General features: G+C 64.7%; 17 protein-coding genes. 12 read left to right on the top strand and 5 right to left on the bottom strand.

Annotated elements, in window-relative coordinates:
- Nucleotides 1-4 precede the first annotated feature (4 nt).
- From EN852_RS04845 to EN852_RS04805, 9 genes are all read left to right on the top strand, one after another.
- Nucleotides 5-736 (top strand): GXGXG domain-containing protein, encoded by a 732-nt coding sequence (locus EN852_RS04845; protein ID WP_189545716.1) that lies wholly within the window; start codon nt 5-7, stop codon nt 734-736.
- 6 nt (nt 737-742) lie between these two features.
- Entirely contained in the window at nt 743-2071 is a 1329-nt protein-coding gene (locus EN852_RS04840; RefSeq protein ID WP_112126011.1) for an FMN-binding glutamate synthase family protein, read from the top strand.
- 35 nt (nt 2072-2106) lie between these two features.
- The gene (gene glnT, locus EN852_RS04835; RefSeq protein ID WP_127875552.1) at nt 2107-3414 is read left to right on the top strand and encodes a type III glutamate--ammonia ligase; all 1308 of its coding nucleotides are present in this window, start codon (nt 2107-2109) and stop codon (nt 3412-3414) included.
- A 38-nt stretch (nt 3415-3452) separates the two neighbouring features.
- Complete coding sequence (locus tag EN852_RS04830) at nt 3453-4706, top strand: sarcosine oxidase subunit beta family protein (RefSeq protein WP_127875553.1); 1254 nt, start codon at nt 3453-3455, stop codon at nt 4704-4706.
- A gap of 15 nt (nt 4707-4721) precedes the next feature.
- Nucleotides 4722-4997 (top strand): sarcosine oxidase subunit delta, encoded by a 276-nt coding sequence (locus tag EN852_RS04825; protein ID WP_127875554.1) that lies wholly within the window; start codon nt 4722-4724, stop codon nt 4995-4997.
- Nucleotides 4997-7981: a sarcosine oxidase subunit alpha gene (locus EN852_RS04820; protein WP_127875659.1), complete on the top strand. Its 2985-nt coding sequence runs from the start codon at nt 4997-4999 to the stop codon at nt 7979-7981. The genes EN852_RS04825 and EN852_RS04820 overlap by 1 nt, the downstream gene beginning before the upstream one ends.
- Nucleotides 7974-8594 (top strand): sarcosine oxidase subunit gamma family protein, encoded by a 621-nt coding sequence (locus tag EN852_RS04815; protein WP_127875555.1) that lies wholly within the window; start codon nt 7974-7976, stop codon nt 8592-8594. Before EN852_RS04820 ends, EN852_RS04815 begins: the two co-directional genes overlap by 8 nt.
- Before the next feature lie 350 nt (nt 8595-8944).
- Nucleotides 8945-11314 (top strand): aminomethyltransferase family protein, encoded by a 2370-nt coding sequence (locus tag EN852_RS04810; protein WP_127875556.1) that lies wholly within the window; start codon nt 8945-8947, stop codon nt 11312-11314.
- A 252-nt stretch (nt 11315-11566) separates the two neighbouring features.
- Nucleotides 11567-13276, top strand: coding sequence for an APC family permease (locus EN852_RS04805; RefSeq protein WP_127875557.1), 1710 nt, complete (start codon nt 11567-11569; stop codon nt 13274-13276).
- Nucleotides 13277-13349: 73 nt separating this feature from the next.
- Here the strand turns inward: EN852_RS04805 and EN852_RS04800 are convergent, their stop codons facing one another.
- The 5 genes from EN852_RS04800 to EN852_RS04775 all read right to left on the bottom strand — a co-directional run bounded on the left by EN852_RS04800 (nt 13350) and on the right by EN852_RS04775 (nt 22198).
- A complete protein-coding gene (locus EN852_RS04800) occupies nt 13350-14699 on the bottom strand; it encodes an LLM class flavin-dependent oxidoreductase (protein WP_127875558.1) in 1350 nt (449 codons plus the stop codon).
- A 265-nt stretch (nt 14700-14964) separates the two neighbouring features.
- Nucleotides 14965-18117, bottom strand: coding sequence for an efflux RND transporter permease subunit (locus EN852_RS04795; RefSeq protein WP_127875559.1), 3153 nt, complete (start codon nt 18115-18117; stop codon nt 14965-14967).
- A gap of 251 nt (nt 18118-18368) precedes the next feature.
- The gene (locus EN852_RS04790) at nt 18369-19514 is read right to left on the bottom strand and encodes an efflux RND transporter periplasmic adaptor subunit (RefSeq protein ID WP_246694190.1); all 1146 of its coding nucleotides are present in this window, start codon (nt 19512-19514) and stop codon (nt 18369-18371) included.
- A 73-nt stretch (nt 19515-19587) separates the two neighbouring features.
- A complete protein-coding gene (locus tag EN852_RS04785; RefSeq protein ID WP_127875561.1) occupies nt 19588-20193 on the bottom strand; it encodes a TetR family transcriptional regulator in 606 nt (201 codons plus the stop codon).
- A gap of 364 nt (nt 20194-20557) precedes the next feature.
- On the bottom strand, nt 20558-22198 hold the full coding sequence (locus EN852_RS04775) for an acyl-CoA synthetase (RefSeq protein ID WP_127875562.1): 1641 nt from the start codon (nt 22196-22198) through the stop codon (nt 20558-20560).
- Nucleotides 22199-22402: 204 nt separating this feature from the next.
- Here EN852_RS04775 and EN852_RS04770 point away from each other — a divergent pair, with 204 nt between their 5' ends.
- From EN852_RS04770 to EN852_RS04760, 3 genes are all read left to right on the top strand, one after another.
- Nucleotides 22403-23368 (top strand): sugar-binding transcriptional regulator, encoded by a 966-nt coding sequence (locus tag EN852_RS04770; RefSeq protein ID WP_127875563.1) that lies wholly within the window; start codon nt 22403-22405, stop codon nt 23366-23368.
- An 83-nt stretch (nt 23369-23451) separates the two neighbouring features.
- Entirely contained in the window at nt 23452-25506 is a 2055-nt protein-coding gene (locus tag EN852_RS04765; RefSeq protein WP_127875564.1) for a bifunctional aldolase/short-chain dehydrogenase, read from the top strand.
- A gap of 102 nt (nt 25507-25608) precedes the next feature.
- The gene (locus EN852_RS04760; protein WP_127875565.1) at nt 25609-25866 is read left to right on the top strand and encodes a type II toxin-antitoxin system RelB/DinJ family antitoxin; all 258 of its coding nucleotides are present in this window, start codon (nt 25609-25611) and stop codon (nt 25864-25866) included.
- The last annotated feature ends 28 nt before the right edge of the window (nt 25867-25894 follow it).

Here is a 25894-nt window from a genome sequence, read left to right as displayed (position 1 = left end):
GCCGATGCCGGCAAACACAATGTCGAAAGTCGAGCGCGATCAGAGCCATGCGAGGGTCTTCGACCTCTCGCAGCATTCGCTGCGCGAGTTGAACCAGGCGTTGCACAAGCTCACGCCCGGCTCGAACGAGACCGCCTGGGAAGTGCTCAATCCGAAGGGCAGCCATTCGGTCGCCGTCGGCGTCGACCAGCCGGTCTCGATCGATGTGCGCGGCAGCGTCGGCTATTACTGCGCCGGCATGAATGACGGCGCCGCGATCACCGTGCATGGCTCGGCCGGCCCGGGCGTCGGCGAGAACATGATGTCGGGCTCGATCGTCATCAAGGGCGACGCCAGCCAGTATGCCGGCGCCACCGGCCGCGGCGGCTTGCTGGTCATCGAGGGCAACGCCTCGTCGCGTTGCGGCATCTCGATGAAAGGCATCGACATCGTCGTGCACGGCAATATCGGCCACATGTCGGCCTTCATGGCGCAGTCCGGCAACCTCGTGGTGCTGGGCGATGCCGGCGACGCGCTGGGCGATTCCATCTACGAGGCGCGGCTCTTCGTGCGCGGCAAGGTCGAAAGCCTCGGCGCCGACTGCATCGCCAAGGAGATGCGGCCGGAGCATTTGGAGTTGGTGCAGGGCCTGCTCGACAAGGCCGGCGTCACCGGCGTCAAGGCGTCGGAGTTCAAGCGCTACGGCTCGGCCCGCAAACTCTACAATTTCAACATCGATAACGCCGACGCGTATTGAGGCAAGATGACCTACCGCAACCCGCCGACGACGCCGCGCAAATCAGCGACCTTCGACGACTACACGCTTTCCGAAATCCGCCGCGCGGCCGCGACCGGCATTTATGACATCCGCGGCGCCGGCGCCAAGCGCAAGCTGCCGCATTTCGACGACCTGCTTTTCCTCGGCGCCTCGATCTCGCGCTATCCGCTCGAGGGCTATCGCGAGCGCTGCGACACCAGTGTCGTGCTGGGCTCGCGGCACGCCAGGAAGCCGATCGAGCTGAAGATCCCAATCACCATCGCCGGCATGAGCTTTGGCTCGCTGTCCGGTCCGGCCAAGGAAGCCCTGGGGCGCGGCGCCACGCTTTCCGGCACCTCAACCACCACCGGCGACGGCGGCATGACCGAGGAAGAGCGTGGCCATTCGAAGACGCTGGTCTACCAGTATCTGCCGTCGCGCTACGGCATGAACCCGCGCGACCTGCGCCGCGCCGACGCCATCGAAGTGGTGGTCGGCCAGGGCGCCAAGCCCGGCGGCGGCGGCATGCTGCTCGGACAGAAGATCTCCGACCGCGTCGCCGAGATGCGCACGCTGCCCAAGGGCATCGACCAGCGCTCGGCCTCGCGCCATCCCGACTGGACAGGACCCGACGATCTCGAAATCAAGATCCTCGAGCTGCGCGAGATCACCGACTGGGAAAAGCCGATCTACGTCAAGGTCGGCGGCGCCCGCCCCTATTATGACACCGCGCTCGCGGTGAAGGCCGGCGCCGACGTCGTTGTGGTCGACGGCATGCAGGGCGGCACGGCCGCTACCCAGGAGGTGTTCATCGAGAATGTCGGCCAGCCGACGCTTGCCTGCATCAGGCCGGCGGTGCAGGCGCTGCAGGACCTCGGCATGCACCGCAAGGTGCAGCTCATCGTCTCCGGCGGCATCCGCAACGGCGCCGATGTCGCCAAGGCGCTGGCGCTCGGCGTCGACGCGGTGTCGATCGGCACGGCGGCGCTGGTCGCGCTCGGTGACAATGATCCGCGCTGGGAGGCGGAGTACAATGCGCTGGGCACCACGGCCGGCGCCTATGACGACTGGCACGAGGGCCGCGACCCTGCCGGCATCACCACGCAGGACCCCGAATTGATGAAGCGGGTCGACCCGATCGCGGCAGGACGGCGGCTGGCGAATTATCTCAAGGTGATGACGCTGGAGGCGCAGACGATTGCCCGCGCCTGCGGCAAGAACAGCCTGCACAATCTCGAGCCCGAGGATCTCGTCGCGCTCTCGATCGAAGCCGCCGCCATGGCCGGCGTGCCTTTGGCCGGCACCAACTGGATACCCGGGAAGAACGGCTTCTAGGACAACTTCCAAGACCACGTAAGCGAGGAACTATAATGGGGAACGATCTCGCCGCATTCGCCAAGGAGAACGGCGTCAAATATTTCATGATCTCCTACACCGACCTGTTCAGCGGGCAGCGTGCCAAGCTGGTGCCGGCGCAGGCGATCGCCGACATGCAGAAGGACGGGGCGGGCTTTGCCGGCTTCGCGACATGGCTCGATCTGACGCCGGCGCATCCGGACATGCTGGCGGTGCCGGACCCGGATTCGGTCATCCAATTGCCCTGGAAGCCCGAGGTCGCCTGGGTGGCGGCCACCTGCGTGATGGACGACAAGCTCGTCGACCAGGCGCCGCGCAACACGCTGAAACGGGTGATCGATGAAGCCGCCCGCGACGGCATGCATGTCAAGACCGGCGTCGAGGCCGAGTTCTTCCTGATCTCGCCCGACGGCAAGGCGATCTCCGACGAATACGATACCGCCTCGAAGCCTTGCTACGACCAGCAGGCGGTGATGCGCCGCTACGACGTGATCGCCGAGATCTGCGACCACATGCTGGCGCTGGGCTGGGGCCCGTACCAGAACGACCACGAGGACGCCAACGGCCAGTTCGAGATGAACTGGTCCTTCGATCACGCGCTGGCGACCGCCGACAAGCACTCCTTCTTCAAGTTCATGGTCAAGTCGATCGCGGAGAAGCACGGCCTGCGCGCGACGTTCATGCCCAAGCCCTTCCAGGGCCTGACCGGCAATGGCTGCCATGCGCATATCTCGGTGTGGGATGAGGCCGGCAAGACCAATGTCTTTGCCGACAATTCGGAAGAGCTTGGCCTGTCCGCCAAGGGCAGGAACTTCCTTGGCGGCATCATGAAGCATGCCTCGGCGCTTGCCGCGATCACCAATCCGACGGTCAATTCCTACAAGCGCATCAACGCGCCGCGCACTATATCCGGCGCGACCTGGGCGCCGAACACCGTGACCTGGACCGGCAACAACCGCACCCACATGGTGCGCGTGCCGGGGCCTGGGCGCTTCGAGTTGCGCCTGCCCGACGGCGCCGCAAACCCTTATCTTCTGCAGGCCGTCATCATCGCCGCCGGCCTCGACGGCATCCGCTCCAAGGCCGACCCCGGCAAGCGCTATGACATCGACATGTATCAGTTCGGCCATACCGTCACGGATGCGCCGAAACTGCCGCTCAACCTGCTCGACGCGCTGCGCGAATTCGACAACGACAAATCGCTCAAGGCGGCGCTGGGTGAGGAATTTTCGTCGGCCTATCTAAAGCTGAAGCAGCAGGAATGGAATTCCTATGCTTCGCACTTCACGCAGTGGGAGCGCGACCACACGCTGGACATCTGACGTCCAGCGTTACGGGTGAGCGGCCTCGGAATGACGCAATGAGATATTCGATTTTCTCGCTCGCCCGCGCCGCTCTCTCCGGCCACAAGACCTGGCAGCCGACCTGGCGCGACGCCGCGCCCAAGGATCGCTATGACGTGGTGATTATCGGCGGCGGCGGCCACGGGCTCGCCACCGCCTGGTTCCTCGCCAGCGAGTTCGGCATCCGCAACGTCGCGGTGCTGGAGAAGGGCTGGATCGGCTCCGGCAATGCCGGCCGCAACACCACCATCATCCGCTCCAATTACGGCCTGCCCGGCAACACCGGCTTCTACGAATTGTCGATGAAGCTGTGGGAGAAGATGGAGCAGGACCTCAACTACAACGCGATGGTCAGCCAGCGCGGCGTGCTCAACCTCTATCATTCCGACGCACAGCGCGACGCTTTTGCCCGGCGCGGCAACACGATGCGCATCAACGGCATCGACGCCGAGCTGCTCGACCAGGCGGCGCTGCGAAAAATGCTGCCCTTCCTCAACTTCGACAATGCGCGCTTCCCGGTGCAGGGCGGACTGCTGCAGCGACGTGGCGGCACCGCTCGGCATGACGCGGTGGTCTGGGGCTACGCTCATGCGGCGAGCGCGCTCGGCGTCGACATCATCCAGAACTGCGAGGTCACCGGCTTCACGCGCGACGCCAACGGCAGGGTGACCGGCGTCGAGACGTCTCGCGGCAAGACCGGCGCCGGCAAGGTCGGCATGGCGGTTGCGGGTTCTTCCTCGCGCGTCGCGGCGATGGCTGGGCTTCGCCTGCCGATCGAAAGCCATGTGCTGCAGGCCTTCGTCTCCGAAGCGATCAAGCCGCTCATCCCCGGCGTCATGACCTTCGGCGCCGGACATTTCTATGTCAGCCAGTCGGACAAGGGCGGGCTGGTCTTCGGCGGCGACATCGACGGCTACAATTCCTATGCCCAGCGCGGCAATCTGCCGGTGATGGAAGATGTCTGCGAAGGCGGCATGGCGCTGATCCCGATGATCGGCCGCGTGCGGCTGCTGCGCCAATGGGGCGGCATCATGGACATGTCGATGGACGGCACGCCGATCATCGACAAGAGCCCGGTCGACGGCCTCTATATCAATGCCGGCTGGTGCTATGGCGGCTTCAAGGCGACCCCCGGCTCGGGTTTCGTCTTTGCCCATCTCATCGCCCGCGATCAGTCGCACAAGGAAGCCGCACTCTTCCGCCTCGACCGATTCCAGCGCGGCGCCATGATCGACGAGAAGGGCCAGGGCGCCCAACCGAACCTGCACTGAGGACAGCCCGAAACCATGCGTATTGTCTGTCCCTTCTGCGGCGAACGCGAGCTCGGCGAGTTCACCTATCTCGGCGACGCCAAGCCGCAGCGCCCCGCGGCCGATGCCGGCGAGGACGCCGTCTACGACTACGTCTATCTGCGCGACAACATCGCCGGCGTGATGCGCGAGCACTGGTACCATGGCGGCGGCTGCCGGGCCTGGCTGAAGGTCACGCGCAACACGCTGACGCATGAGATTTCGGCCGTCGAGCCGACGGCGGGCGCCGGCGCCGCCAAGGTTGGTGCGTGATGGTCGCCGGCGCGCAAACACACCGGCTGGCGAACGGCGGTGTCATCGATCGCTCAACGTCGCTGAGCTTCCGCTTCGACGGCAAGACCCTGCTCGGCTTCCAGGGCGACACGCTGGCTTCGGCGCTGGTCGCCAATGGCGTCAAGCTGGTCGGCCGCTCGTTCAAATACCATCGGCCGCGCGGCATCCTGACCGCCGGGTCGGAAGAGCCCAACGCGCTGGTCGAATTGCGCAGCGGCGCCAGGCGCGAGCCGAACACCAAGGCGACAACGGCCGAGCTCTATGAGGGCCTCGAAGCCGCCAGCCAGAATCGCTGGCCGTCGCTCAATTTCGACGTCATGTCGGTCAACCAGTTGTTCGCGCCGATCTTCGTCGCCGGCTTCTACTACAAGACCTTCATGTGGCCGGCGAAATTCTGGGAAGCGATCTACGAGCCGGCGATTCGGCGCGCCGCCGGCCTCGGCCGCGCGGCAGGCGTTTCCGATCCCGATCACTATGACAAGGCCTGGGCGCATTGCGACGTGGTGATCGCCGGCTCCGGTCCGGCTGGTCTGGCGGCTGCCCTTGCCGCCGGCCGCAGCGGCGCGCGCGTCATCCTGTGCGAGGAGGATTTTGTCCTCGGCGGGCGGCTGCTTGCCGATGGCGGGACGATCGACGGATTGCCCGCCGCCGAATGGATCGCGCGCGCGGTTGCCGAACTGACTGCGATGCCGGATGTGCGCATCATGACGCGCACGACTTTGTTCGGCGTCTATGACGGCGGCACCTATGGCGCGATCGAGCGCGTCAACGACCATGTGCCGGTGCCGCCGGAGCATCAGGTGCGGCAGCGGCTGTGGCGCATCGTCGCCAAGCGCTGCGTCGTCGCCGCCGGCGCGATCGAGCGTCCCATCCTCTTTGCCGGCAACGACACGCCGGGCGTGATGATGGCATCGGCCATGCGCTGCTATATCAACCGCTACGCCGCTGCGCCGGCCAGACGCATCGCGCTCTTCACCAACAACGAGGATGGCTGGCGAACGGCCGAAACGGCGATCGCGGCAGGGCTGCAGGTGGCGGCCGTGATCGATGCCCGGCCGGACGTTTCGCCGGCGCATCGCTCGCTGGCCAGCAAGGGCGGCTTCCCGGTGCTGCACGGCTCGGTCTCCGCTGTCGATGGCGGCAAGACCGGCGTGCGCAAGATTTCCGTCGCGCTGACCGATGGCGCGCGCGCCGAGGTCGAGGCGGACGGGCTTGCCGTCTCCGGCGGCTGGAATCCGGCGGTCGGGCTCACCTCCTACCATCGCGGCCGGCCGAAATGGCGCGACGACATCGCGGCCTTCGTGCCGGACGGCGCGCCGCCCGGCATGGTCGCCGCGGGCGCCGCCAACGGCGCTTTCGGTCTCGGCGCCTGCCTGCGCGAAGGGTTCGAAGCCGGCGCTGCCGCGGCACGCGATGCCGGGCGCGGCGGCAATATCGGCTCCATGCCTGTCGCCGACGACGAGGCGTTTTCGCTGACGCCGCTCTGGCATGTCGCCGGCAAGGGCAAGGCCTTCGTCGATCAGCAGCATGACGTCACCGCTTCCGATGTCGAATTGGCGCAGCGCGAGGGTTTTCAATCGGTCGAGCATCTGAAGCGCTACACGACGCTCGGCATGGCGACCGACCAGGGCAAGACCTCGAATGTCGCCGGCCTCGCCATCATGGCGGCGGTCACCGGCAAATCGATCCCGGAGACGGGCACGACGATTTACCGGCCGCCCTATGTGCCGGTCGCCATCGGCGCCTTTGCCGGCCATCACCGCGACGAAAATTTCCATGCGACGCGGCTGACGCCCTCGCATCACTGGGCGGCCGAACAAGGCGCGGTGTTTGTCGACACCGGCCTGTGGAAGCGGGCGCAGTGGTATCCTCGCGCGGGCGAGAAGGACTGGCTGGAATCGGTGACCCGCGAGGTCAAGGCAGTGCGCAGCGGCGTCGGCTTCTGCGATGTCTCGACGCTCGGCAAGATCGACGTGCATGGTCCGGATGCCGGCGCCTTCCTCGACCGCGTCTACATCAACGCCTTCTCCAGCCTCGCCGTCGGCAAGGCGCGCTACGGGCTGATGCTGCGCGAGGACGGCATCGTCTATGACGACGGCACGACCTCGCGCCTGGCCGAGGACCATTATTTCCTCACCACCACCACGGCCAAGGCCGGACTGGTGATGCAGCATCTGGAATTCTGCCGGCAGGTGCTGTTCCCCGAGCTCGATGTGCAGCTGACTTCCGTTTCGGATCAATGGGCGCAGTTCTCGATCGCCGGGCCGAGTGCGCGGAAACTGCTGCAACAAATCGTTGATGAGTCCGAAGACCTGTCGAACGAAGGCTTCCCGTTCATGGGCGCGCGCGAGGTCAAGCTGCGCGGCGGCTTGAAAGCGCGGCTGTTCCGCATCTCCTTCTCCGGCGAGATGGCGTTCGAGATTTCGGTGCCGACACGTTATGGCGAAGCGATGGCGCGCAACCTGATGATCGCGGGCAAGCCATTCGGCGTGACGCCTTACGGCACGGAAGCGCTCGGCGTGATGCGCATCGAGAAGGGCCATGTCGCCGGACCGGAGCTCAATGGCACCACCACGGCGGCCGATCTCGGCCTCGGCAAGATGATGTCGACCAAGAAGGATTTCATCGGCCGCGTCATGGCGGGCCGCGAGGCGCTCACCGCGCCGAACCGGCAGGTGGTCGTCGGCATCAAGCCGACCGACAAGGCACGGCGCCTGCGCTCCGGCGCGCATATCATCCCGAAGGGCGAGACCCCTGGCCCTGACAACGACCAAGGCTATGTCACCTCGGTTTGCTTCTCGCCGGTGCTCGACCAGTGGATCGGACTCGGCCTCGTCGAGCGCGGCCGCGAGCGCATCGGCGAGATCGTGCGCGCGCATGATCCGCTGCGCTCAGAGGACTACGATGTCGAGCTCTGCAATTCCGTCTTCTACGATCCGGATGGAGGGCGCCAGCGTGGCTGATCTTTCCTGGGATGTCCGGAGCCCGCTCGACCGCGCGCTGGTCGCCGGCCCCTATGGCGCGCAGGACGAAGCCGGTGTGGCGCTGACCGAGATCCGCAATTTCGACCTCATGCAAGTAATGGCGCGGCGCGGCAAGGCCGGCGAAATGATCGCGGCTGCGAAGGCGCGCTTCGGTGTTGCCGCGCCGGAAACGCCGAAGGCTGTCGGCGCTTCGGATGCGACGCTGATTTGGTCCGGACCTGATCAATTCCTCGTGCTGTCGAAAGATGGCAAGCACACGATGGAAGCACTTGCCCCCGGCTTTGCCGGTTCGGCCTCGCTATCCGATCAGTCACATGCGCGGGCTCTGATCAGCATATCCAGGGCGAAGGCACGCGCGATGCTTGCCAAGCTGTCGTCGATCGACCTGCATCCCGATGTTTTCGGGGTCGGCGCGGCGGCAGCCACGTCGATGGATCATACGAGCGTTACGCTGTGGCGAGGTGGTGATCGTGACGGACAGGCTGTGTTCAACCTGCTGGTGTTCGCGACCTTTGCCGAGAGCCTTTGGCACACCGTTCTCGATTCCGCTGCGGAGTATGGCGTGACGATCGGCCACTCCGAAAAATGGTAGATCGATAATTTTCGATCTCGGCGCTGCCCCTCATTGCCCTGCCGGGCATTTCTCCCCGTGAACGGGGAGAAAGAAGCTGGGCGCGGCGCCACGCCATCTCTGCGACGTTGGCGATTGGCGAAATCGAAGGCGGCAGTGTCCTTCGCCCCGTTTACGGGGAGAAGGTGCCCGAAGGGCGGATGAGGGGCAGCGCCGACGTTCGGGATTAGGTTGATCGGCAAGAACCTGCCTGAGCGACGGCACCAATGACGGCACCGCAGCCTTGCCAAACGCATTCCCCCTGCTATTCTCTCAGCGAAAATAATTTTACCCCTAGGCAAACTTGTTTCTCGCTCGGAGGAGGGTTTGAGATGAGCCAGTCGCCCTACCCAGCCGTCCTGTCCGGGCCGCCCAAGCCCAGCACGATCCTGAGGCCCGGCGAGATCCGCCTGCCGCCGGGCCTGGAACGCTATACCGTGCAGGGCAATGGCGCGGTGCTCATCGACGTCGAGGCCGGCGACAGCGTCAGCGTGACCAATGTCGAGGGCGGCCAGCCTTGCGAATTGCTGGCCTGGGATACATCCGGCGTCACCGATCCCGGCATTTTCGGCGAGCGTTCCAACAGCAATGCGGCCGGCATCAAGGCGCTGCTCGCCGAGGGCGACGACAATCTGTCGGCGCTGCGCCTCAATCTCGAGCGCCGCAAGGTAGAGATCGACCAGCCGAAGGCCGTGCGCGTATTCGGCGGCGCCACGCCTGCCGGCGCCGAGCAGAGTTTTGCTGTCCAGCGCGACGGCGCGCTGCTGATCGCGGCCCCCGGCGGACCGATGCTGGTCGACGGCCACAATACGGCGACGCCGCTGACCGTCATGGTCCGCCGCGCCACGGTCCGGCTGAAGACGAGAGGGCAGCTTGCCGATCCGCTCGCCGACCCGGTGCTCGATCTGCGCGTGAAATCGGCGACTGCCGAATCATATTTCGTCAAGGCGGGCGACTATCTGCAGATCATCGATGTCGATGGCCGGCAATGCACCGACTTCCAGTGCTTTTCGGCGCGCAAGCTGGACAAGGGCCGCGACCTGCCGCTCGACGTGACGACGACCCGCACGCTGATGGGCTCGGCCTATCCGATGCCCGGCCTGCATTCGAAGTATTATGACCAGGACATGGAGCCGCTGGTCGAGGTGGTGCAGGACACATGCGGGCGGCACGACGCCTTCGCGCTCGCCTGCGCCGCCAAATATTACGACGACATCGGCTATCCCGGCCACACCAACTGCTCGGAGAATTTCAACAAGGCGCTTGCCGACAAGGGTGTCACGCCCCGCGCCGGCTGGATGGCTATCAACTTCTTCTTCAACACCGCGATCGACGCGCATGGCGTGATGGTGTCGGACGAGCCATGGTCGCGTGCGGGCGACTATGTGCTGCTCAGGGCGCTGACCGATATCGTCTGCGTGTCCTCGGCCTGCCCGGACGACACCACGCCCGCCAATGGCTGGGACCTGACCGACATCCATGTGCGGACCTATTCCGGCCAGCACAAATTCTCGCGAGCGATCGCCAGACGCATGAAGCCCGACTCGGAACCGAAAATGACCCGCGAGACAGCCTTTCATTCGAGCTTTGCCAAGCATACGCGCGACTTCGTCGAATACAGGGGCTATTGGCTGGCCAACTCCTTCGCCAAGGAAGGCGCAATCGCCGAATACTGGGCCTGCCGGCAGGACGCGGTGATCATGGACCTGTCGCCGCTGCGCAAGTTCGAGGTCACCGGGCCGGATGCCGAGGCGCTGCTGCAATACACGCTGACCCGCGACGTCAAGAAGCTCGGCGTCGGCCAGGTCGTCTATACGGCGATGTGCTACGAGCATGGCGGCATGATCGACGACGGCACGCTGCTTCGGCTCGGCAAGGACAATTTCCGCTGGGTCGGCGGCGACGATCTGTCCGGCGAATGGCTGCGCGAGACCGCCAAGAAGCTCGGCCTCAACGTGCTGGTGCGCTCCTCCACCGACCAGATGCACAACATCGCCGTGCAGGGTCCGAAGAGCCGCGACATCTTGAAGGAGGTCGTCTGGACCTCGCCGGTGCAGCCCTCGATCGGCGAGCTCGAATGGTTCCGCTTCGCCGTCGCGCGCATCGGCGGCGGCAACGGGGTTCCGGTCGTCGTCTCGCGCACCGGCTATACGGGCGAGCTGGGCTATGAAATCTGGTGCCATCCGCGCGACGCCGAAAAAGTGTTCGACGCCGTCTGGGAAGCCGGCCAGCCGCACGGGCTGAAGCCCATGGGCCTGCAGGCGCTCGACATGGTGCGCATCGAGGCAGGGCTGATCTTCGCCGGTTACGAATTCTCCGACCAGACCGATCCGTTCGAGGCCGGCATCGGCTTCACCGTGCCGCTGAAGACCAAGGCCGACGACTTCATCGGCCGCGACGCGCTGATCCGGCGCAAGGAGCATCCGCAGCACAAGCTCGTCGGCCTCGACATCGACGCCAACATCCCGGTCGGCCATGGCGACTGCGTCCATGTCGGGCGCGCCCAGATCGGCGTCGTCACCTCCGGCATGCGCTCGCCGGTGCTCGGCAAGACCATCGCGCTGGCAAGGCTCGACGTCACCCATGCCGAGATCGGCACCGAGGTCGAGATCGGCAAGCTTGACGGCCACGCCAAGCGGCTGCCGGCGCGCGTCGTGGCTTTTGCCCATTACGATCCGCAGAAGTCAAAGCCGCGATCCTGATACGCCTCCAAAGGCCAGATCCGACCCTCGCCGGCCGCCGCCGGCGGCGGTCGGATCAATGTTTCGAAAGCGTGATGTGCATGACATCCACAAAACGCTTGACGCGAAAGCGCGCCGGATCAATGTTCACTCTAAAGAAAAAAATACGACTGAGTGGAAACACGACGGTCGGACCATAGTGGCCGGGGAGCAAGCTTCGCGAGAGCCGAAGCGTCGCCGGCGGGGAACAGAAAAAAGGGGAAGACACAAGAAATGAGCACGATAAGCACGGCCCTGGAGCAGCCTGCCGAAAGCAAGCTGCTCAGGCATATCGATTGGCGTGGCGCCTTCTGGGTGGCAAGCGGTGTTCCGGCACTGGTCCTGTTCTCGATCGGCGGCATTGCCGGCACGACCGGGACGCTGGCCTTTCTGATCTGGACGGTGTCCATGATCATGGGCTTCCTGCAATCCTTCACCTATGCGGAGATTGCCGGCCTGTTTCCGAACAAGTCGGGCGGCGCCTCGATCTACGGCGCTACCGCCTGGCTGCGCTATTCGAAATTCATCGCGCCGCTTTCGGTGTGGTGCAACTGGTTCGCCTGGTCGCCAGTGCTGTCGCTCGGCTGCTCGATCGCCGCCGCCTATATCCTCAACGCGCTGGCGCCGATCCCGGTCTTCTCCGAGACCTCGCCGGAGGTTGTCGCCTATATCGCCGCACACGCGGGGACGGCACCTGCCGACGCCATCGCCGCGGTCACCGCCGCCGCGACGCCGGCGATCCGCACCTGGACGCTGTGGGGCCACACGCTCGGCCCGGTCTCATTCACGCTCAACGCCACCTTCTTCATCGGCGCGGTGCTGATGCTGGTCATCTTCGCCATCCAGCATCGCGGCATCCTCGGCACGGCCAATGTGCAGAAATATATCGGCCTGCTGGTCATCATCCCGATGCTGATCGTCGGTGTGGTGCCGATCATCACCGGACAGATCGACTATGCCAATTTCTCGCCGCTGGTGCCTCTAGCCGCGGCCTACGCGCCTGACCCAGGCTCCTGGAACATCGCCGGCTGGACGCTCGTGCTCGGCGGCATGTTCATCGCAGCATGGTCGACCTACGGCTTCGAGACGGCGGTCTGCTACACGTCGGAGTTCAAGAATCCCGGCACCGACACGTTCAAGGCCATCTTCTATTCCGGCCTGCTCTGCATGCTGCTCTTCATCCTGGTGCCCTTCACCTTCCAGGGCGTGCTCGGCCTGAACGGCATGCTGGCGACGCCGATCGTCGACGGCTCCGGCGTCGCGGATGCGCTGGCCGGCATGGTCGGCGGCGGCAAGATCATCCACAGCCTGCTGGTCATGCTGATGATCCTGGCGCTGGTGCTCTGCATCATGACGGCGATGGCCGGTTCCTCGCGCACGCTCTACCAGGGCTCCGTCGACGGCTGGCTGCCGCGTTATCTCAGCCATGTCAACGAGCACGGCGCGCCAACGCGGGCGATGTGGACCGATCTCTGCTTCAACCTGGCCGTTCTGGCGATCGCCTCGGCCGACGCGACGAGCTTCTTCTTCATCCTCGCCGTGTCGAATTGCGGCTACATCATCTTCAACTTCCTCAACCTCAATGCCGGCTGGATCCACCGCATCGACAACGGCCATATCAGCCGGCCGTGGAAGGCGCCGACCTGGCTGCTCGGCATCGGTGCCATCTTCGCCTATGTCAACGCGGTCTTCATGGGCGCCGGCGCCAAGGTGTGGAATCCGATGGCGCTGTGGGCCGGCCTGATCACGGCTGCCTTGATCATCCCGGTGTTCTGCTTCCGTCATTACATCCAGGATGGCGGCAAGTTCCCCGAGCATATGCTGGCCGATCTCGGCATGGCGGGGGCCGACCTCTCGGTCAAGAAGGCGGGCATGCTACCCTACCTGACGCTCGCCGCCGGCGTGATCGTGATGCTGATCGCCAACTGGGTGTTCGTTATCTGACGTGGCAACCTGAATGGAAACGGGCGCGCTTCGGCGCGCCCGTTTGTTTTTGGCGAGTTTATCGAAGCTGAGATCAGCCGGCCTTGCGGACGGCCGCTTCTTCGAAGAACCGGTTCGGCGGTCGCTTCAGGCCGAGATTCTCGCGCAGCGTCGAGCCTTCATATTCGCGCCTGAAGATCCCGCGCCGCTGCAGCTCAGGCACCACCTTCTCGGCGAAGTCGTCGAGACCGGCGGGAAGGTAAGGGAACATGACGTTGAAGCCGTCGGAGCCTTCCGCCAGCAGCCATTCCTCCATCCCGTCAGCAATGGTTTTCGGGGTGCCGACAAAGGCAAGGCCGGAAAAGCCGCCGAGCCGCTGTGCCAACTGGCGGACTGTGAGATTTTCATTGCGCGCAAGTTCGATGACGCGTTCGCGGCTGCTCTTCGAGGCATTGGTCTCCGGAATGTCAGGCAACGGCCCGTCCGGATCGAAACCCGACGCATCATGGCAAAGCGCGATCGACAGCGAGGCGATGCCGCTCTCGTAATAGACCAGGCTGTCGAGCTTCGCGCGCTTGGCCCGCGCTTCCTCGATACTGTCGCCGACGATGACGAAGGCGCCGGGCAGGATCTTGATGTCGTCGCGCGCGCGGCCAAGCTTTTGGGCGCGGCCCTTCACGTCGGCAAAGAAGCGCTGGCCGGATGCCAGATCGGGCGGCGCGGCGAAGATGACCTCCGCCGTCTCGGCGGCCAGTTGGCGCCCGACGTCGGACGCGCCGGCCTGGACGATGACTGGCCAGCCCTGGATTGGCCGGGCGATGTTGAGCGGGCCGCGCACAGACAGGTGCTCGCCCTTGTGGTCGAGCACATGCAGTTTCGATGGATCGAAGTAGAGTCCGCTTTCGGCGTCGCGGATGAAGGCGTCGTCGGCAAAACTGTCCCACAGTCCGGTCACGACATCGTAGAACTCGCGCGCCCGGTGGTAGCGCTCGTCGTGCTCGACATGCTCGTCGAGGCCGAAATTCAGCGCCGCGTCGGGATTGGACGTGGTGACGATGTTCCAGCCGGCGCGTCCGCCGCTGATATGGTCGAGCGAGGCGAAGCGCCGGGCGATGTGATAGGGCGCGTCGAAGGTGGTCGAAGCGGTCGCCACCAGGCCGATATGATCGGTGACGGCGGCAAGCGCCGAGAGCAGCGTGAACGGCTCGAAGGACGTTACTGTATGGCTCCGCCGCAGCGCCTCGATCGGCATGTTGAGCACAGCCAGATGGTCGGCCATGAAGAAGGCGTCGAACTTCGCCGCCTCGAGCGTCTGGGCGAAACGCTTCAGGTGCGCGAAGTTGAAGTTGGCGTCCGGATAGGCGCCCGGATAGCGCCAGGCGCCGGTGTGAAGACTGACGGGGCGCATGAAGGCGCCGAGTCGCAATTGCCGTTTTTCTGACATGGGAAATGATCCAGCGATGACGAGCGTTGCCGCTCCGATATTAGCGCAGGATCGGCCTGCATCGCGCCGCTGAAAAGGAATTCTGTTTTGCCGAAGCCTTGCCGCGGAGTATTTTCGCCCGGCCGGCCCTGGATGCGGATCATCCGCCACCGGCTTTCGCCGATGGCGGATGATCCAAGGTTGCCACCTTATCGTTTGAGCATGATCTCTTCCGAACCGAAGGTCAGCGCAGCAAAAACCGCTATGCACTTTTCGGGATCATGCTCTATTCCGCGGCCAGTGCCAGTTGCGGCCGTTCGATGCCTTCGATCTTCTCCGGCTCCGGCGCCTGCTCGGCGGTCTTGGCCTTTTTCGGCGCGCGGCCGAAGAACAGCGCGTAGCCGGCCGGCAGCACCAGAATGGTGAGCACGGTGGCGACCAGGATGCCGCCCATCATGGCGTAGGCGAGCGGCCCCCAGAAGACGGCGCGCGAGATCGGGATGAGCGCCAGCACGGCGGTTAGCGCCGTCAGCATGATCGGCCGGAAGCGGCGCACGGCCGCACCCACGATCGCTTCCGATCGGTCCATGCCTGCCGCTATGTCCTGATCGATCTGATCGACCAGGATGATCGAGTTGCGCATGATGATGCCGAGCAGCGCGATGACGCCGAGGATGGCGACAAAGCCGAAGGGCGCGCCGCTGATCAGCAGCGCCGCGGCGGCGCCGATGATGCCGAGCGGACCGGTCGCCAGCACCAGCATCGACTTGCCGAAATGCTGCAGCTGGACCATCAGAAGCACGACGATGATGGCGAGCATGATCGGCGCCTTGGCTGCGATCGAGGCCTGGCTTTCGGCCGAATCCTCGGCGCCGCCCTGGATCTCGACCTTGTAGCCGGGCGCAAGGCCGGCGCGCAGGTCCTTCATGTCGTTGTACATCTTGGTGACGACGTCGTTCGACTGCACGCCGTCCGGCAGCGTGGCGCGCACGCTGATGGTCGGCAGGCGGTCGCGCCGCCATTCGACGCCCTGCTCCATGACCGGCACGACCTTGGCCACCTGCGAGAGCGGCACCGAGCCGCCAAAATCGGTCGGGATGTAGACGGAGTCGACCGAGGACAGGAGATGGCGGCTCGCCTCCGGCTCGCGGGCGACGATCGAGACCGTCTCCTCGCCGTCGCGGAAGTCGTCGAGCGGCGCGCCGGACATGGTGGCCTGCAGCACCTGGCGGATGCGCTGCGAGGTTACGCCAAGGGCCCGGGCGCGATCCTGGTCTATCACCAGCTTCATCGCAGGCACCGGCTCCAGCCAGTCGTCATGGATGGCGCCGAGCAGCGGGTTGGCCTGGAACTTCGCCTTCACCTCGTCGGCGATGCGGCGCACCTCCTTGCGGTCCGGACCCATGATGCGCATCTGCACCGGCCAGCCGGTCGGCGGTCCGAGGAACAGACGGTCGACCTTGCCGCGGATCGACGGGAAGTCCTTGGCCAGGATGCCCCGCATCTTGACGATCAGCCGCTCGCGCGCCGGCTCGTCCTTGGCCATCACCAGCAGCTGGGCAAAGTTGGGATTGCGCAGCTGCTGGTCGAGCGGCAGGAAGAAGCGCGGCGCGCCTTCGCCGATATAGGTGGCGATGAAGCGCTTGTCGGGATCGTCCATCATCCTGGCTTCCAGCGCCTTGGCCTGGTTCTCGACCTCCTTGATCGAGGTGCCTTCGGGCAGCCAGAGATCGACAAGGATTTCCGGGCGCGAGGATTGCGGGAAGAAATTCTGCGGGATGAACTGGAAGCCCCACAGGCTGGTGGCGAAGGTGACCAGCGTCATCACCAGCACGATGATGCGGTGGCGCACGGCCCAGGTGACCGTCGCGCGCAGGCGGCGATAGAAGCGGGTGTCGAAGACATCGTGGTGGGTGCCGGCGTGCTTGCGCTGCTTGAGGATCATGTAGCCCAGCCACGGCGTGAAATAGACCGCGACGAACCACGACACGACGAGCGCGATGCCGACGACGTAGAACAGCGTGCGCACATATTCGCCGGCGGTGGACGCCGCGAAGCCGACCGGGATGAAGCCCGCCGTGGTGATCAGCGTGCCGGTGAGCATCGGGAAGGCGGTCGAGGTGTAGGCGAAGCTCGCCGCCTCGATCTTGACCAATCCTTCCTCGAGCTTTCGCTCCATCATCTCGACGACGATCATGGCGTCGTCGACCAACAGGCCGAGCGCGATGATCAAAGCGCCGAGCGAGATGCGCTGCAGGTCGATGCCGATCTCGTACATGATGGCGAATGTCGCGGCCAGGACCAGCGGGATGGCGATCGCGATCACCAGGCCCGAGCGCCAGCCGATCGACAGCAGCGAGACGGCGAGCACGATGAGCAGCGCTTCGCCGAGCGCTTCCATGAATTCGCTCACCGCGTCCTTGACCACCTCCGGCTGATCGGAGATCTGGTCGACCGAAACGCCGTAGGGCAGCCCTGCCTCGAAGCGCTGGTAGGTCGCCTCGACATCCTTGCCGACGTCCCTGACGTTGAAACCCTTGGCCATGACGACGCCGACCTGGACGCTCTCATGGCCGTTGAAACGGTATTTGCGCTCGTAAGGGTCTTCGAGGCCGGACGAGACGGTGGCGATGTCGCCAAGCCGCGTCACCTGGCTGCCGGAGCGCAGCCTGAGCTCGCGGATATCCGCGGCCTTGGTGACGTCACCCTCGACCGAGATGCGCACCGAGCGCAGGCCGGTGTCGACCGAGCCCGCCGGATCGACGGCGTTCTGCCCCTTCACGGCGTTCTGCAGATCGAGAATCGTAAGGCCGCGCTCAGCCAGCGCCTTGGACGAGACGTCGATATAGATCTTCTCCGGCTGGTCGCCGATGATGACGGCCTTTTCGACCCCCGGTGTCGTCAACAGCATGTCGCGCGCCTGGATGGCGAATTTCTTCAGCTCCGGATAGGTGAAGCCGTCGCCGCTGATCGAATGCAGCGTGATGAAGGTGTCGCCGAACTCGTCGTTGAAATACGGACCGAGCAGGCCTTGCGGCAACTCGTTGGAAATGTCGCCGACCTTCTTGCGCACCTGGTAGAAGGCGTCCTTGACCTGTTCAGGGTTGGTGTCGCCCTCGACCTGCAGGGTGATGATGGCGCTGCCGGCACGGGTGTAGGAGCGCACGAAATCGAGATGCGGCGTCTCCTGCAGCTTGCGCTCGATCTTGTTGACGACCTGGTCCTCCATGTCCTGGATCGAGGCGCCGGGCCAGATCGCCTGCACCACCATGACGCGGAAGGTGAAATCAGGGTCTTCCTTCTGGCCCATGCGCATCAGACCGAGCGCGCCGGCCAGGATGATCAACCCGAACAGGAAGCGCGCGATGCTCGGATGTCCGATCGCCCAGCGCGAAAGGTTGAAGGGCCGCTTTTCAGTGCTGCTGTCGGTCGTGGTCATGGCACAAGTCCAGTCCAATTGGCCGGCAATGCACACCTGGCATTGCCCGTGAATTCTCGATCGGGTTTCCGGGCGGCGAGACGCTCAAGCGGAGGGAGACTCGCAAATCACGCGGGACGACGCGGCACTGCCGCGGGGGGGAGCCAACATGCCGGCATCCCGCGATCGGGCGCACACCGCCCGGAACCCATGCCCTTCCCCGGCTCGCGGCTCGATGCAGCGAGAGCGGGAAAGGCGTCTGTCGCGCCTGGTTAGTGCAGGCTGCCGGTGGTCGCGACGTCATTCTCCGCCGAAGCGGATTGCTGGGCGTCGCCGGAAAGCTTGACCTTCAGGTTTTCGGTCATGAACTGGGTGCCTGCCGCGACCACGACATCGCCCTGTTTCAGGCCGTCGGCCACAGTGACGCCGTCGGCGGTGAAGCTGGCGATCTTGATCGGGCGCGGATGCACGGTGTCGGAGGCGCGATCGACCGTCCAGACGATCTGCTTGCCGTCCTTCTCGGTCATGGCGGTCAGCGGGATCGACACGAGCTCAGCCTTGCTGCCGACGGCCGCCTGGACATTGGCGGTCATGCCGAGCAGCACGCGCGGATCGTTGGGCAGCGAAACCCGGACGGCGAAGGTGCGCGACTGTGGATCGGCGCTGCCGGCGACCTCGCGGACCTTGCCGTCAAGGGTGAGCCCTTCGTCAGACCAGAAGCTCGCCTTGACCTCCTTGCCGGGCTTGAAGCCGGCGATATCCATCTCCGGCACCGCGATCGAAACTTCCTTCTCGCCATCGACCGCGACGGTCATCACCGGCGTGCCGGCGGCGACGACCTGGCCGACATCGGCGGAAATCGCGGTGACGATGCCGTTCTTGCTGGCCTTCAGATCGGCGTATTGAACCTGGTTCTGCGCCTGGGCCAACGCCGAACGGGCGGCATCGCGGGCCGCCACGGCCTGGTCGTAGGTCAGGCGTGCCTGATCGAGCTGCGACTTCGGCGCGAAATTCTTGGCATAGAGCTGCTCGGCACGCTTCCTGGCGAGGTCGACCGTCTCCACTTGGCGCTCGGCGGCGTCGAGGCTGGCCGCGGCGCTCTTCACCGACAGTTCGTAATCAGCAGGATCGACGCGGGCGAGCACGTCGCCCTCGTTCACATGCTGGCCGATGTCGACCAGACGCTCGGTGACCTTGCCGGCGATGCGGAAGCCGAGATTCATCTCGGTGCGGGCGCGCACCGAACCGGAATAATCGAGCTGGCGAGTAGTCTGCGCCTCGCCGATCTCGACCACCTTCACCGGCCGGACGACCTCCTGGACGACCTCGGCTTTCTCCTGGCTGCAGCCGGCAAGGCCGAGCACTGCCGCGATGACGGCGGCGGTTGGGAGGCCTGCGGCCGGCAGCTTGCGGAGGATGGAACTGGACAAAGACACCTTAGCGCTCCCGAATTGGAGATGATCTGTCGAAACCGCGCCCGGCGGGCGTCGGCTATTTCAAGGCTCTGATGGCGTAGTCGATAAGTTCGTCGGGCATCGCCCGGTTGGTCTTGGCAAGGCACTGCGCCACCATCTGCGGGTGGCAGAGAATGACGGTCGCGGCGCCGAAGCAGCGCGAGGCTGTTTCTGGGTCCTGTTCCCTGAACTCACCGGCCTCGATGCCCTCGCGGATCACCTCGGCGAACAGGTTGTGGATGCTGTTGACATGCTTGTCGATGACGCCCCAGTCGCGCTCCATCGCGACGATGACCATCTCGTGCACCTTCTCCTGGTCGAGCATGACTTCCAGCGTCATCTTGTATTGGGCATGGATGTAGCGCCGCAGCCGCTCCTCGGCGCTGATCGGCAGGTGCATGATCTCGTAGGCCATCTTGTAGCTGGCGCCGAGCATGCGGCCACAGACGGCCTGGTGGATTTCGACCTTGGAGGCAAAGAAGCGGTAGATGTTGGCCGGCGACATGCCAAGCTCGCGGGCAATGTCGGCGACATTGGTCTTGCCGTAGCCGTAGTGGCGGAACAGGCGCTCGGCGCAGTCGAGAATGCGGGTCACATTCTCCTGCCTGGCGGGGTCTGCCACGATGCTGGCGGCTTCGGACATGGCGCTTTCGTTTGACAAGTGACGAATTTCAATTTTCGTCAGTCGTAAAACGAAAGCGGCGAGGAGTCAACGCGGAATCGACGTACGCGTATAATTGGTGACAGATGGTGACAATTGCGAGGGTGGTGACCAGGGTAAGGAACGCTGAGCCTACTTTCGGCGCAGCGATCCTTCACACCCCCCTCTGGCCTGCCGGCCATCTCCCCCGCAAGGGGGGAGATTGGCAGCTCGGGCGCCGGCGCTTTTTCCTGCAGCGCTGACGATTGGCGAAAGCGGCGGCGACATCCGATCTCCCCCCTTGCGGGGGAGATGGCCGGCAGGCCAGAGGGGGGTGGGCGGGAACTCGGCTTTGTCCGTTTGAGGCTCACGCCCCCTTCGCCATTTCCCTCAACCTGAACTTCTGGATCTTGCCCGTCGACGTCTTCGGAATCTCGGCAAACACCACAGCCTTCGGCACCTTGAAACGCGCCAGCAGCCCTCGACAATGCTCGATGATCTCGGCCTCGGTCGCGGTCTTGCCGGGCTTCAGCTCGACATAGGCGACAGGCACCTCGCCCCATTTCTCGTCGGCGCGCGCAACGACGCCGCAGGAGGCAACGGAAGGATGCTTGTAGAGCGCGTCCTCGACCTCGATGGAGGAGATGTTCTCGCCGCCCGAGATGATGATGTCCTTGGAGCGGTCCTTGAGCTGGATGTAGCCGTCGGGGTGCATGACGCCGAGATCGCCGGAATGGAACCAGCCGCCGGCGAAGGCCTCGTCGGTGGCCTTGCGATTCTTCAGATAGCCCTTCATGACGATGTTGCCGCGGAACATGACCTCGCCAATGGTCTCGCCATCGGCCGGCGTCTCGATCATCGCCTGAGGGTCCATCACCGTAAGACCCTCGAGCGACGCGTAGCGCACGCCCTGGCGCGCCTTCTTAGCCGACCTCGGGCCTTTCTCCAATCCGTCCCACTCATTGTGCCATTCATTGACGACCGCCGGGCCGTAGGTCTCGGTCAGGCCGTAGAGATGGGTGACGGCAAAGCCTGCATCGGCCATGCCGGACAGCACGGCCTCCGGCGGCGGTGCCGCGGCGGTGTTGAAAGTGACAGTCTGCCGGAACGCGCGCTTGTCCTCCTCCTTCGTATTGATCAGCACCGACATGACGATCGGCGCGCCGCAGAGATGCGTGACGCCGTGGTCGGCGATGGCGTCATATATCGGCTTTGCCCGCACCCAGCGCAGGCAGACATGCGTGCCGGCCTGCACGGCGAGCGTCCAGGGGAAGCACCAGCCGTTGCAATGGAACATCGGCAGCGTCCACAGATAGACCGCGTGCTTGGCCATGCCGGCATGGATGGTGTTGGTATAAGCCATCAGCGCGGCGCCACGATGGTGGTAGACGACGCCCTTCGGATTGCCTGTCGTGCCGGACGTGTAGTTGAGCGAGATGGCGTCCCATTCGTCGTCCGGCATCGACCATGCGAACGCCTCGTCGCCCGCGGCGACGAAGTCTTCATAATCGAGCACGCCGATCCGCTCGCCCTTCGGATAGGGCGCGTCGGCGGCGTAGTCCGGGTCGTCATAGTCGATGACCAATGGCTTCACCTTGGCCAACGCCAGGGCCTCCTTGACCACGCCCGAGAATTCGCGGTCGACGATCAGCACCTTTGTGTCGGCATGGTCGAGCTGGAAGGCGATGACGGCGGCGTCGAGACGGGTGTTCAGCGAATGCAGCACCGCCTTCACCATCGGCACGCCGAAATGCGCTTCGAGCATCGGCGGCGTGTTGGACAGCATTACCGTCACCGTGTCGCCCTTGCCGATGCCGCGCTTGGCTAGTGCGGCGGCAAGCTTCAGCGAGCGGCGCCAGAACTCGCGGTAAGTGATGCGCTGGCTGCCATGGATGATGGCGATATGGTCAGGATAGGTCTTGGCCGCACGCTGAAGATAAGTTAGCGGCGTCAGCGGCTGATGGTTGGCGGCGTTCCTGTCGAGATCCTGTTCGTAAGGATTGGCCATCCTGTTCTCCCCAAAGTTCTTTTCGAACTTTCTAACCTTAGGCTCGTCGTCGCGCTATCCCCATCCGGCGTCTGAAAATGCTATGCTGCGCCGGCTTGGTAGAACGGCGATCCAGGATACGCCTTGCCGGGAGGTGATTGCCCTCCGCCCAACCAAATTTGACTTTTGTCGAGAGCCGTGACTAATGTCAGCCGAGGAGGCGGCATGGCGATCAGACCGGCAGAACAGCTCATCCACAAGGCCGCCTGGCTTTACTATGCCCATGGCCTGCGCCAGGACGAAGTGGCGAGCCAGCTCAACATTTCCCGCGCTTCGGTCGCCATGTATCTGCGCAAGGCGCGTGAAACCGGCATCGTCAACATCTCGACCTCGACGCAGCTTTTCACTGACGATGTTGTGGCCCGCAAGGTTGAAGACGCGTTCGGGCTCGACGCGGTCTGGATCGCGCCGGAAAACGCCTATCTCGCCGATCCCTCGACCGATATCGCGGTGCTAGCGGCGAGCGTCTTTCTTGAGCTGGTGAAGAAGGGCGACCGCATCGGCGTCGCCTGGGGCCGCACCGTCTACACCATCGCCGACATCATGTCCTTCGCCGACCTGCAGGACGTCACCGTGGTGCAGCTCTGCGGCAATCTCGGCGCGCCCTATTCCTGCCGGCCCGACCAGTGCACGATGGAGATCGCGCGGCGGCTGAACGCCAAGGGCCTGAACTTCTATGCGCCGCTGGTGCTGTCGACGGAAGAGCTGGCGAAGAGCCTGCGCGCCGAGCCGGTGATCCGCGACCAGCTTGCCGGCATCGCCAACTGCGACCTGGCGCTCTATTCCGTCGGCGCGGTCGATGCCGACAGCCATCTGGTCAAATGCGGCGCGCTGTCGCCCGCCGAGATGGAAGGGCTGCGCAGCCAGGGCGCTGCCGGCGTCATCGCCGGACAGATCATCGACGCCGGGGGCGAGGTGCTCGACTGTGGCTACAACCGGCGCGTCATCTCCGCCGCGCTCGCCTCGCTGCGCGCCATCGAGAAGCGGCTGATGGTGGTGCAGGAAGACACCAAGTTCGAGCCGCTGCTTTCAGCCATCGCCGGCGGGCTCTGCACGCATCTGGTGATCGGCGCGCATATGGCCGGGCGCCTGCTCCAATACGCCGAGGCGGCAACCCAAAAGGCCTCTTAGAAAAACCACCCTCGCCGCTTCTGTCATACAGACGTCGCGGCTTTCTGTTCATGAGCAAAAAAACGAGTATCGGACGGAACGACATGAAGAACCTTTGGAACGACGCCGACGCCGAGAAGATGGTTGCCGACTATGCCAGGAAGGGCGTCGGTGGCGACCTTGCGTTGCGCGTCTACACGACCCGCCTGCTCGGCGGCGAGCCGCGGCTGGTGCTGCATGGCGGCGGCAACACGTCCTGCAAGACCAAGGCCACTGATCTCCTCGGCGACGAGTGGGACGTGCTGTGCGTCAAGGGCAGTGGCTGGGACATGGCCGTCATCGAGCCGCAAGGCCTGCCGGCGGTGAAGATGGGCGCGCTGCTCAAGGCGCGCGGGCTGGACAAGCTCTCCGACGAGGACATGGTGGCGCTGCAGCGCTCCAACCTGATCGATCCGTCCTCCCCCAATCCGTCGGTCGAAACACTGCTGCACGCCTTTCTGCCGCACAAATTCGTCGACCACACGCATTCGACGGCAATCCTGGCCATCGTCGACCAGGAAGACAGCAAGCCGCTGATCAAGACCGTGTTCGGCGACAAGATGGGTTACGTGCCCTACATCAAGCCCGGCTTCGACCTCGCCAAGGTCGCGGCGGAAGTCTTCGACGCCGACCCGAGCGTCGAGGGTTTGATCCTCGACAAGCACGGCATCTTCATCTTCGGCGATGATGCCAGGCAGGCCTATGACCGCATGATCCATCACGTGACTGTGGCCGAGGAGTATGTCGCCAGGAACGGCAAGCCGCAGGCGGCCAAGGCGGCGCTGCCGGCAAAACTCGCCAAGCCGAGCGACATTGCGCCGACGCTGCGCGGCGCGGTGGCCGTGGCGCGCGGCGAAGGCCGCTTCGACCGCATGATCAGCGACTTCCGCACCTCGGACGCGATCGTCGATTTCATCAATTCGGCCAAGATCGCCGAGTTGGCCGGCCGAGGCGTCTCGACGCCCGACCTGTCGATCCGCATCAAGACCGGGCCGATGGCGGTACCGGCGCCGGAGGCCGACAAGCTCGGCGACTACAAGGCAGTGGTGCGCAGCCATGTCGAGGCCTTCGTCAAGGACTACACCGCCTATTTCGAGACCAATGACGCGCTGGACGACGTGAAGCGCACCATGCTCGACCCGATGCCGCGCCTGACGCTTGTGCCGGGTCTGGGCATGTTCGGCCATGGCCGCACGCTGAAGGACGCCAAGATCGCGTCGGATGTCGGCGAGATGTGGATCGAGGCAGTGCGCGGCGCCGAGGCCGTCGGCAATTTCCATCCTCTGTCCAAGGCCGACCTCTTCCCGCTCGAATACTGGTCGTTGGAACAGGCCAAGCTTGCCTCCAACAAGCCGAAGCCGCTGACCGGCCAGGTGGTGCTGATCACCGGCGGCGCCGGCGCCATCGGCGCCGCGACGGCAAAATTGTTCGCCGCCAATGGCGCGCATGCGGTGATCGTCGACCTCGATCCGGCCAAGGCCGCGGAAGCGGCCAAGGCGGCCGGCTACAACTCGATCGGCGTCGGCGCCGACATCACCAAGCCGGCCGAGATGCGCGCCGCCTTCGACAAGGCGGTCGCGGTCTATGGCGGTGTCGACATCTTGGTCTCGAATGCGGGAGCGGCCTGGGAAGGCCGCATCGGCGAGTTGGATGACGCGACGCTGCGAAAGAGTTTTGAGCTCAATTTCTTTGCTCATCAGTCGGCGGCGCAGAACGCGGTGCGCATCATGCTGGAACAAGGCACCGGCGGCGTGTTGCTCTTCAACACCTCCAAGCAGGCGATCAATCCCGGCCCGAAATTCGGCGCCTACGGGATTCCCAAGGCGGCGACGCTGTTCTTGTCCAGGCAATATGCGCTCGACTACGGCGCCTTTGGCATACGCTCGAACGCGGTCAACGCCGACCGCATCCGCTCGGGCCTCTTGACCGACGCCATGATCGCCAGCCGCTCCGGCGCGCGCGGCGTATCGGAGAAGGAATACATGTCCGGCAATCTGCTCGGGCAGGAAGTGACGGCCGACGACGTGGCGCAGGCCTTCCTGCACCAGGCGCTGGCCGAACGCACGACCGCCGACGTGACAACGGTGGACGGCGGCAACATCGCGGCGGCGTTGCGGTGATGTTTGTCCTGTAAAGGTGATGTTTGTCCTGTAAAAATGGCAGGGTATCTGCTTGCAGGAATGCTCCTCTGTAGCTACATTGTGGCTCCAGAGGAGTCGCATATGGCATCAGATACGGTAGTTCGTGCTCGCATCGATACCGCAACGAAGGATCAGGCTACGGAAGCCTTGGCGGCCATGGGGTTGTCGGTTTCCGACGCCATTCGCCTACTGTTGGTCCGTGTCGCCGCGGACAAGGAATTTCCCTTTCCGGTGAAAGTGCCGAACGCAACCACACGAAAGGCCATGGCCGAATTGGAGAAGGGCAAGGGCAAGCGGTTCGCTTCGGCCGACGAGTTGTTCAAGGATCTGGACATCTGACATGTTGATCCCCGTTCGCTCCGGGCAA

The sequence above is a fragment of the Mesorhizobium sp. M2E.F.Ca.ET.209.01.1.1 genome (genome assembly GCF_004010375.2).
GTDB lineage: Bacteria > Pseudomonadota > Alphaproteobacteria > Rhizobiales > Rhizobiaceae > Mesorhizobium.
Note: the sequence above shows the minus strand (reverse complement) of the source record. Positions and strands in the feature narration are given on the sequence as shown.

Excerpts from the sequence above, each read along its gene's own strand:
- EN852_RS04845 (WP_189545716.1), top strand. The coding sequence starts at position 5 with ATGCCGGCAAACACAATGTCGAAAGTCGAGCGCGATCAGAGCCATGCG.
- EN852_RS04840 (WP_112126011.1), top strand. The coding sequence starts at position 743 with ATGACCTACCGCAACCCGCCGACGACGCCGCGCAAATCAGCGACCTTC.
- glnT (WP_127875552.1), top strand. The coding sequence starts at position 2,107 with ATGGGGAACGATCTCGCCGCATTCGCCAAGGAGAACGGCGTCAAATAT.
- EN852_RS04830 (WP_127875553.1), top strand. The coding sequence starts at position 3,453 with ATGAGATATTCGATTTTCTCGCTCGCCCGCGCCGCTCTCTCCGGCCAC.
- EN852_RS04825 (WP_127875554.1), top strand. The coding sequence starts at position 4,722 with ATGCGTATTGTCTGTCCCTTCTGCGGCGAACGCGAGCTCGGCGAGTTC.
- EN852_RS04820 (WP_127875659.1), top strand. The coding sequence starts at position 4,997 with ATGGTCGCCGGCGCGCAAACACACCGGCTGGCGAACGGCGGTGTCATC.
- EN852_RS04810 (WP_127875556.1), top strand. The coding sequence starts at position 8,945 with ATGAGCCAGTCGCCCTACCCAGCCGTCCTGTCCGGGCCGCCCAAGCCC.
- EN852_RS04805 (WP_127875557.1), top strand. The coding sequence starts at position 11,567 with ATGAGCACGATAAGCACGGCCCTGGAGCAGCCTGCCGAAAGCAAGCTG.
- EN852_RS04800 (WP_127875558.1), bottom strand. The coding sequence starts at position 14,699 with ATGTCAGAAAAACGGCAATTGCGACTCGGCGCCTTCATGCGCCCCGTC.
- EN852_RS04795 (WP_127875559.1), bottom strand. The coding sequence starts at position 18,117 with ATGACCACGACCGACAGCAGCACTGAAAAGCGGCCCTTCAACCTTTCG.
- EN852_RS04785 (WP_127875561.1), bottom strand. The coding sequence starts at position 20,193 with ATGTCCGAAGCCGCCAGCATCGTGGCAGACCCCGCCAGGCAGGAGAAT.
- EN852_RS04775 (WP_127875562.1), bottom strand. The coding sequence starts at position 22,198 with ATGGCCAATCCTTACGAACAGGATCTCGACAGGAACGCCGCCAACCAT.
- EN852_RS04770 (WP_127875563.1), top strand. The coding sequence starts at position 22,403 with ATGGCGATCAGACCGGCAGAACAGCTCATCCACAAGGCCGCCTGGCTT.
- EN852_RS04765 (WP_127875564.1), top strand. The coding sequence starts at position 23,452 with ATGAAGAACCTTTGGAACGACGCCGACGCCGAGAAGATGGTTGCCGAC.
- EN852_RS04760 (WP_127875565.1), top strand. The coding sequence starts at position 25,609 with ATGGCATCAGATACGGTAGTTCGTGCTCGCATCGATACCGCAACGAAG.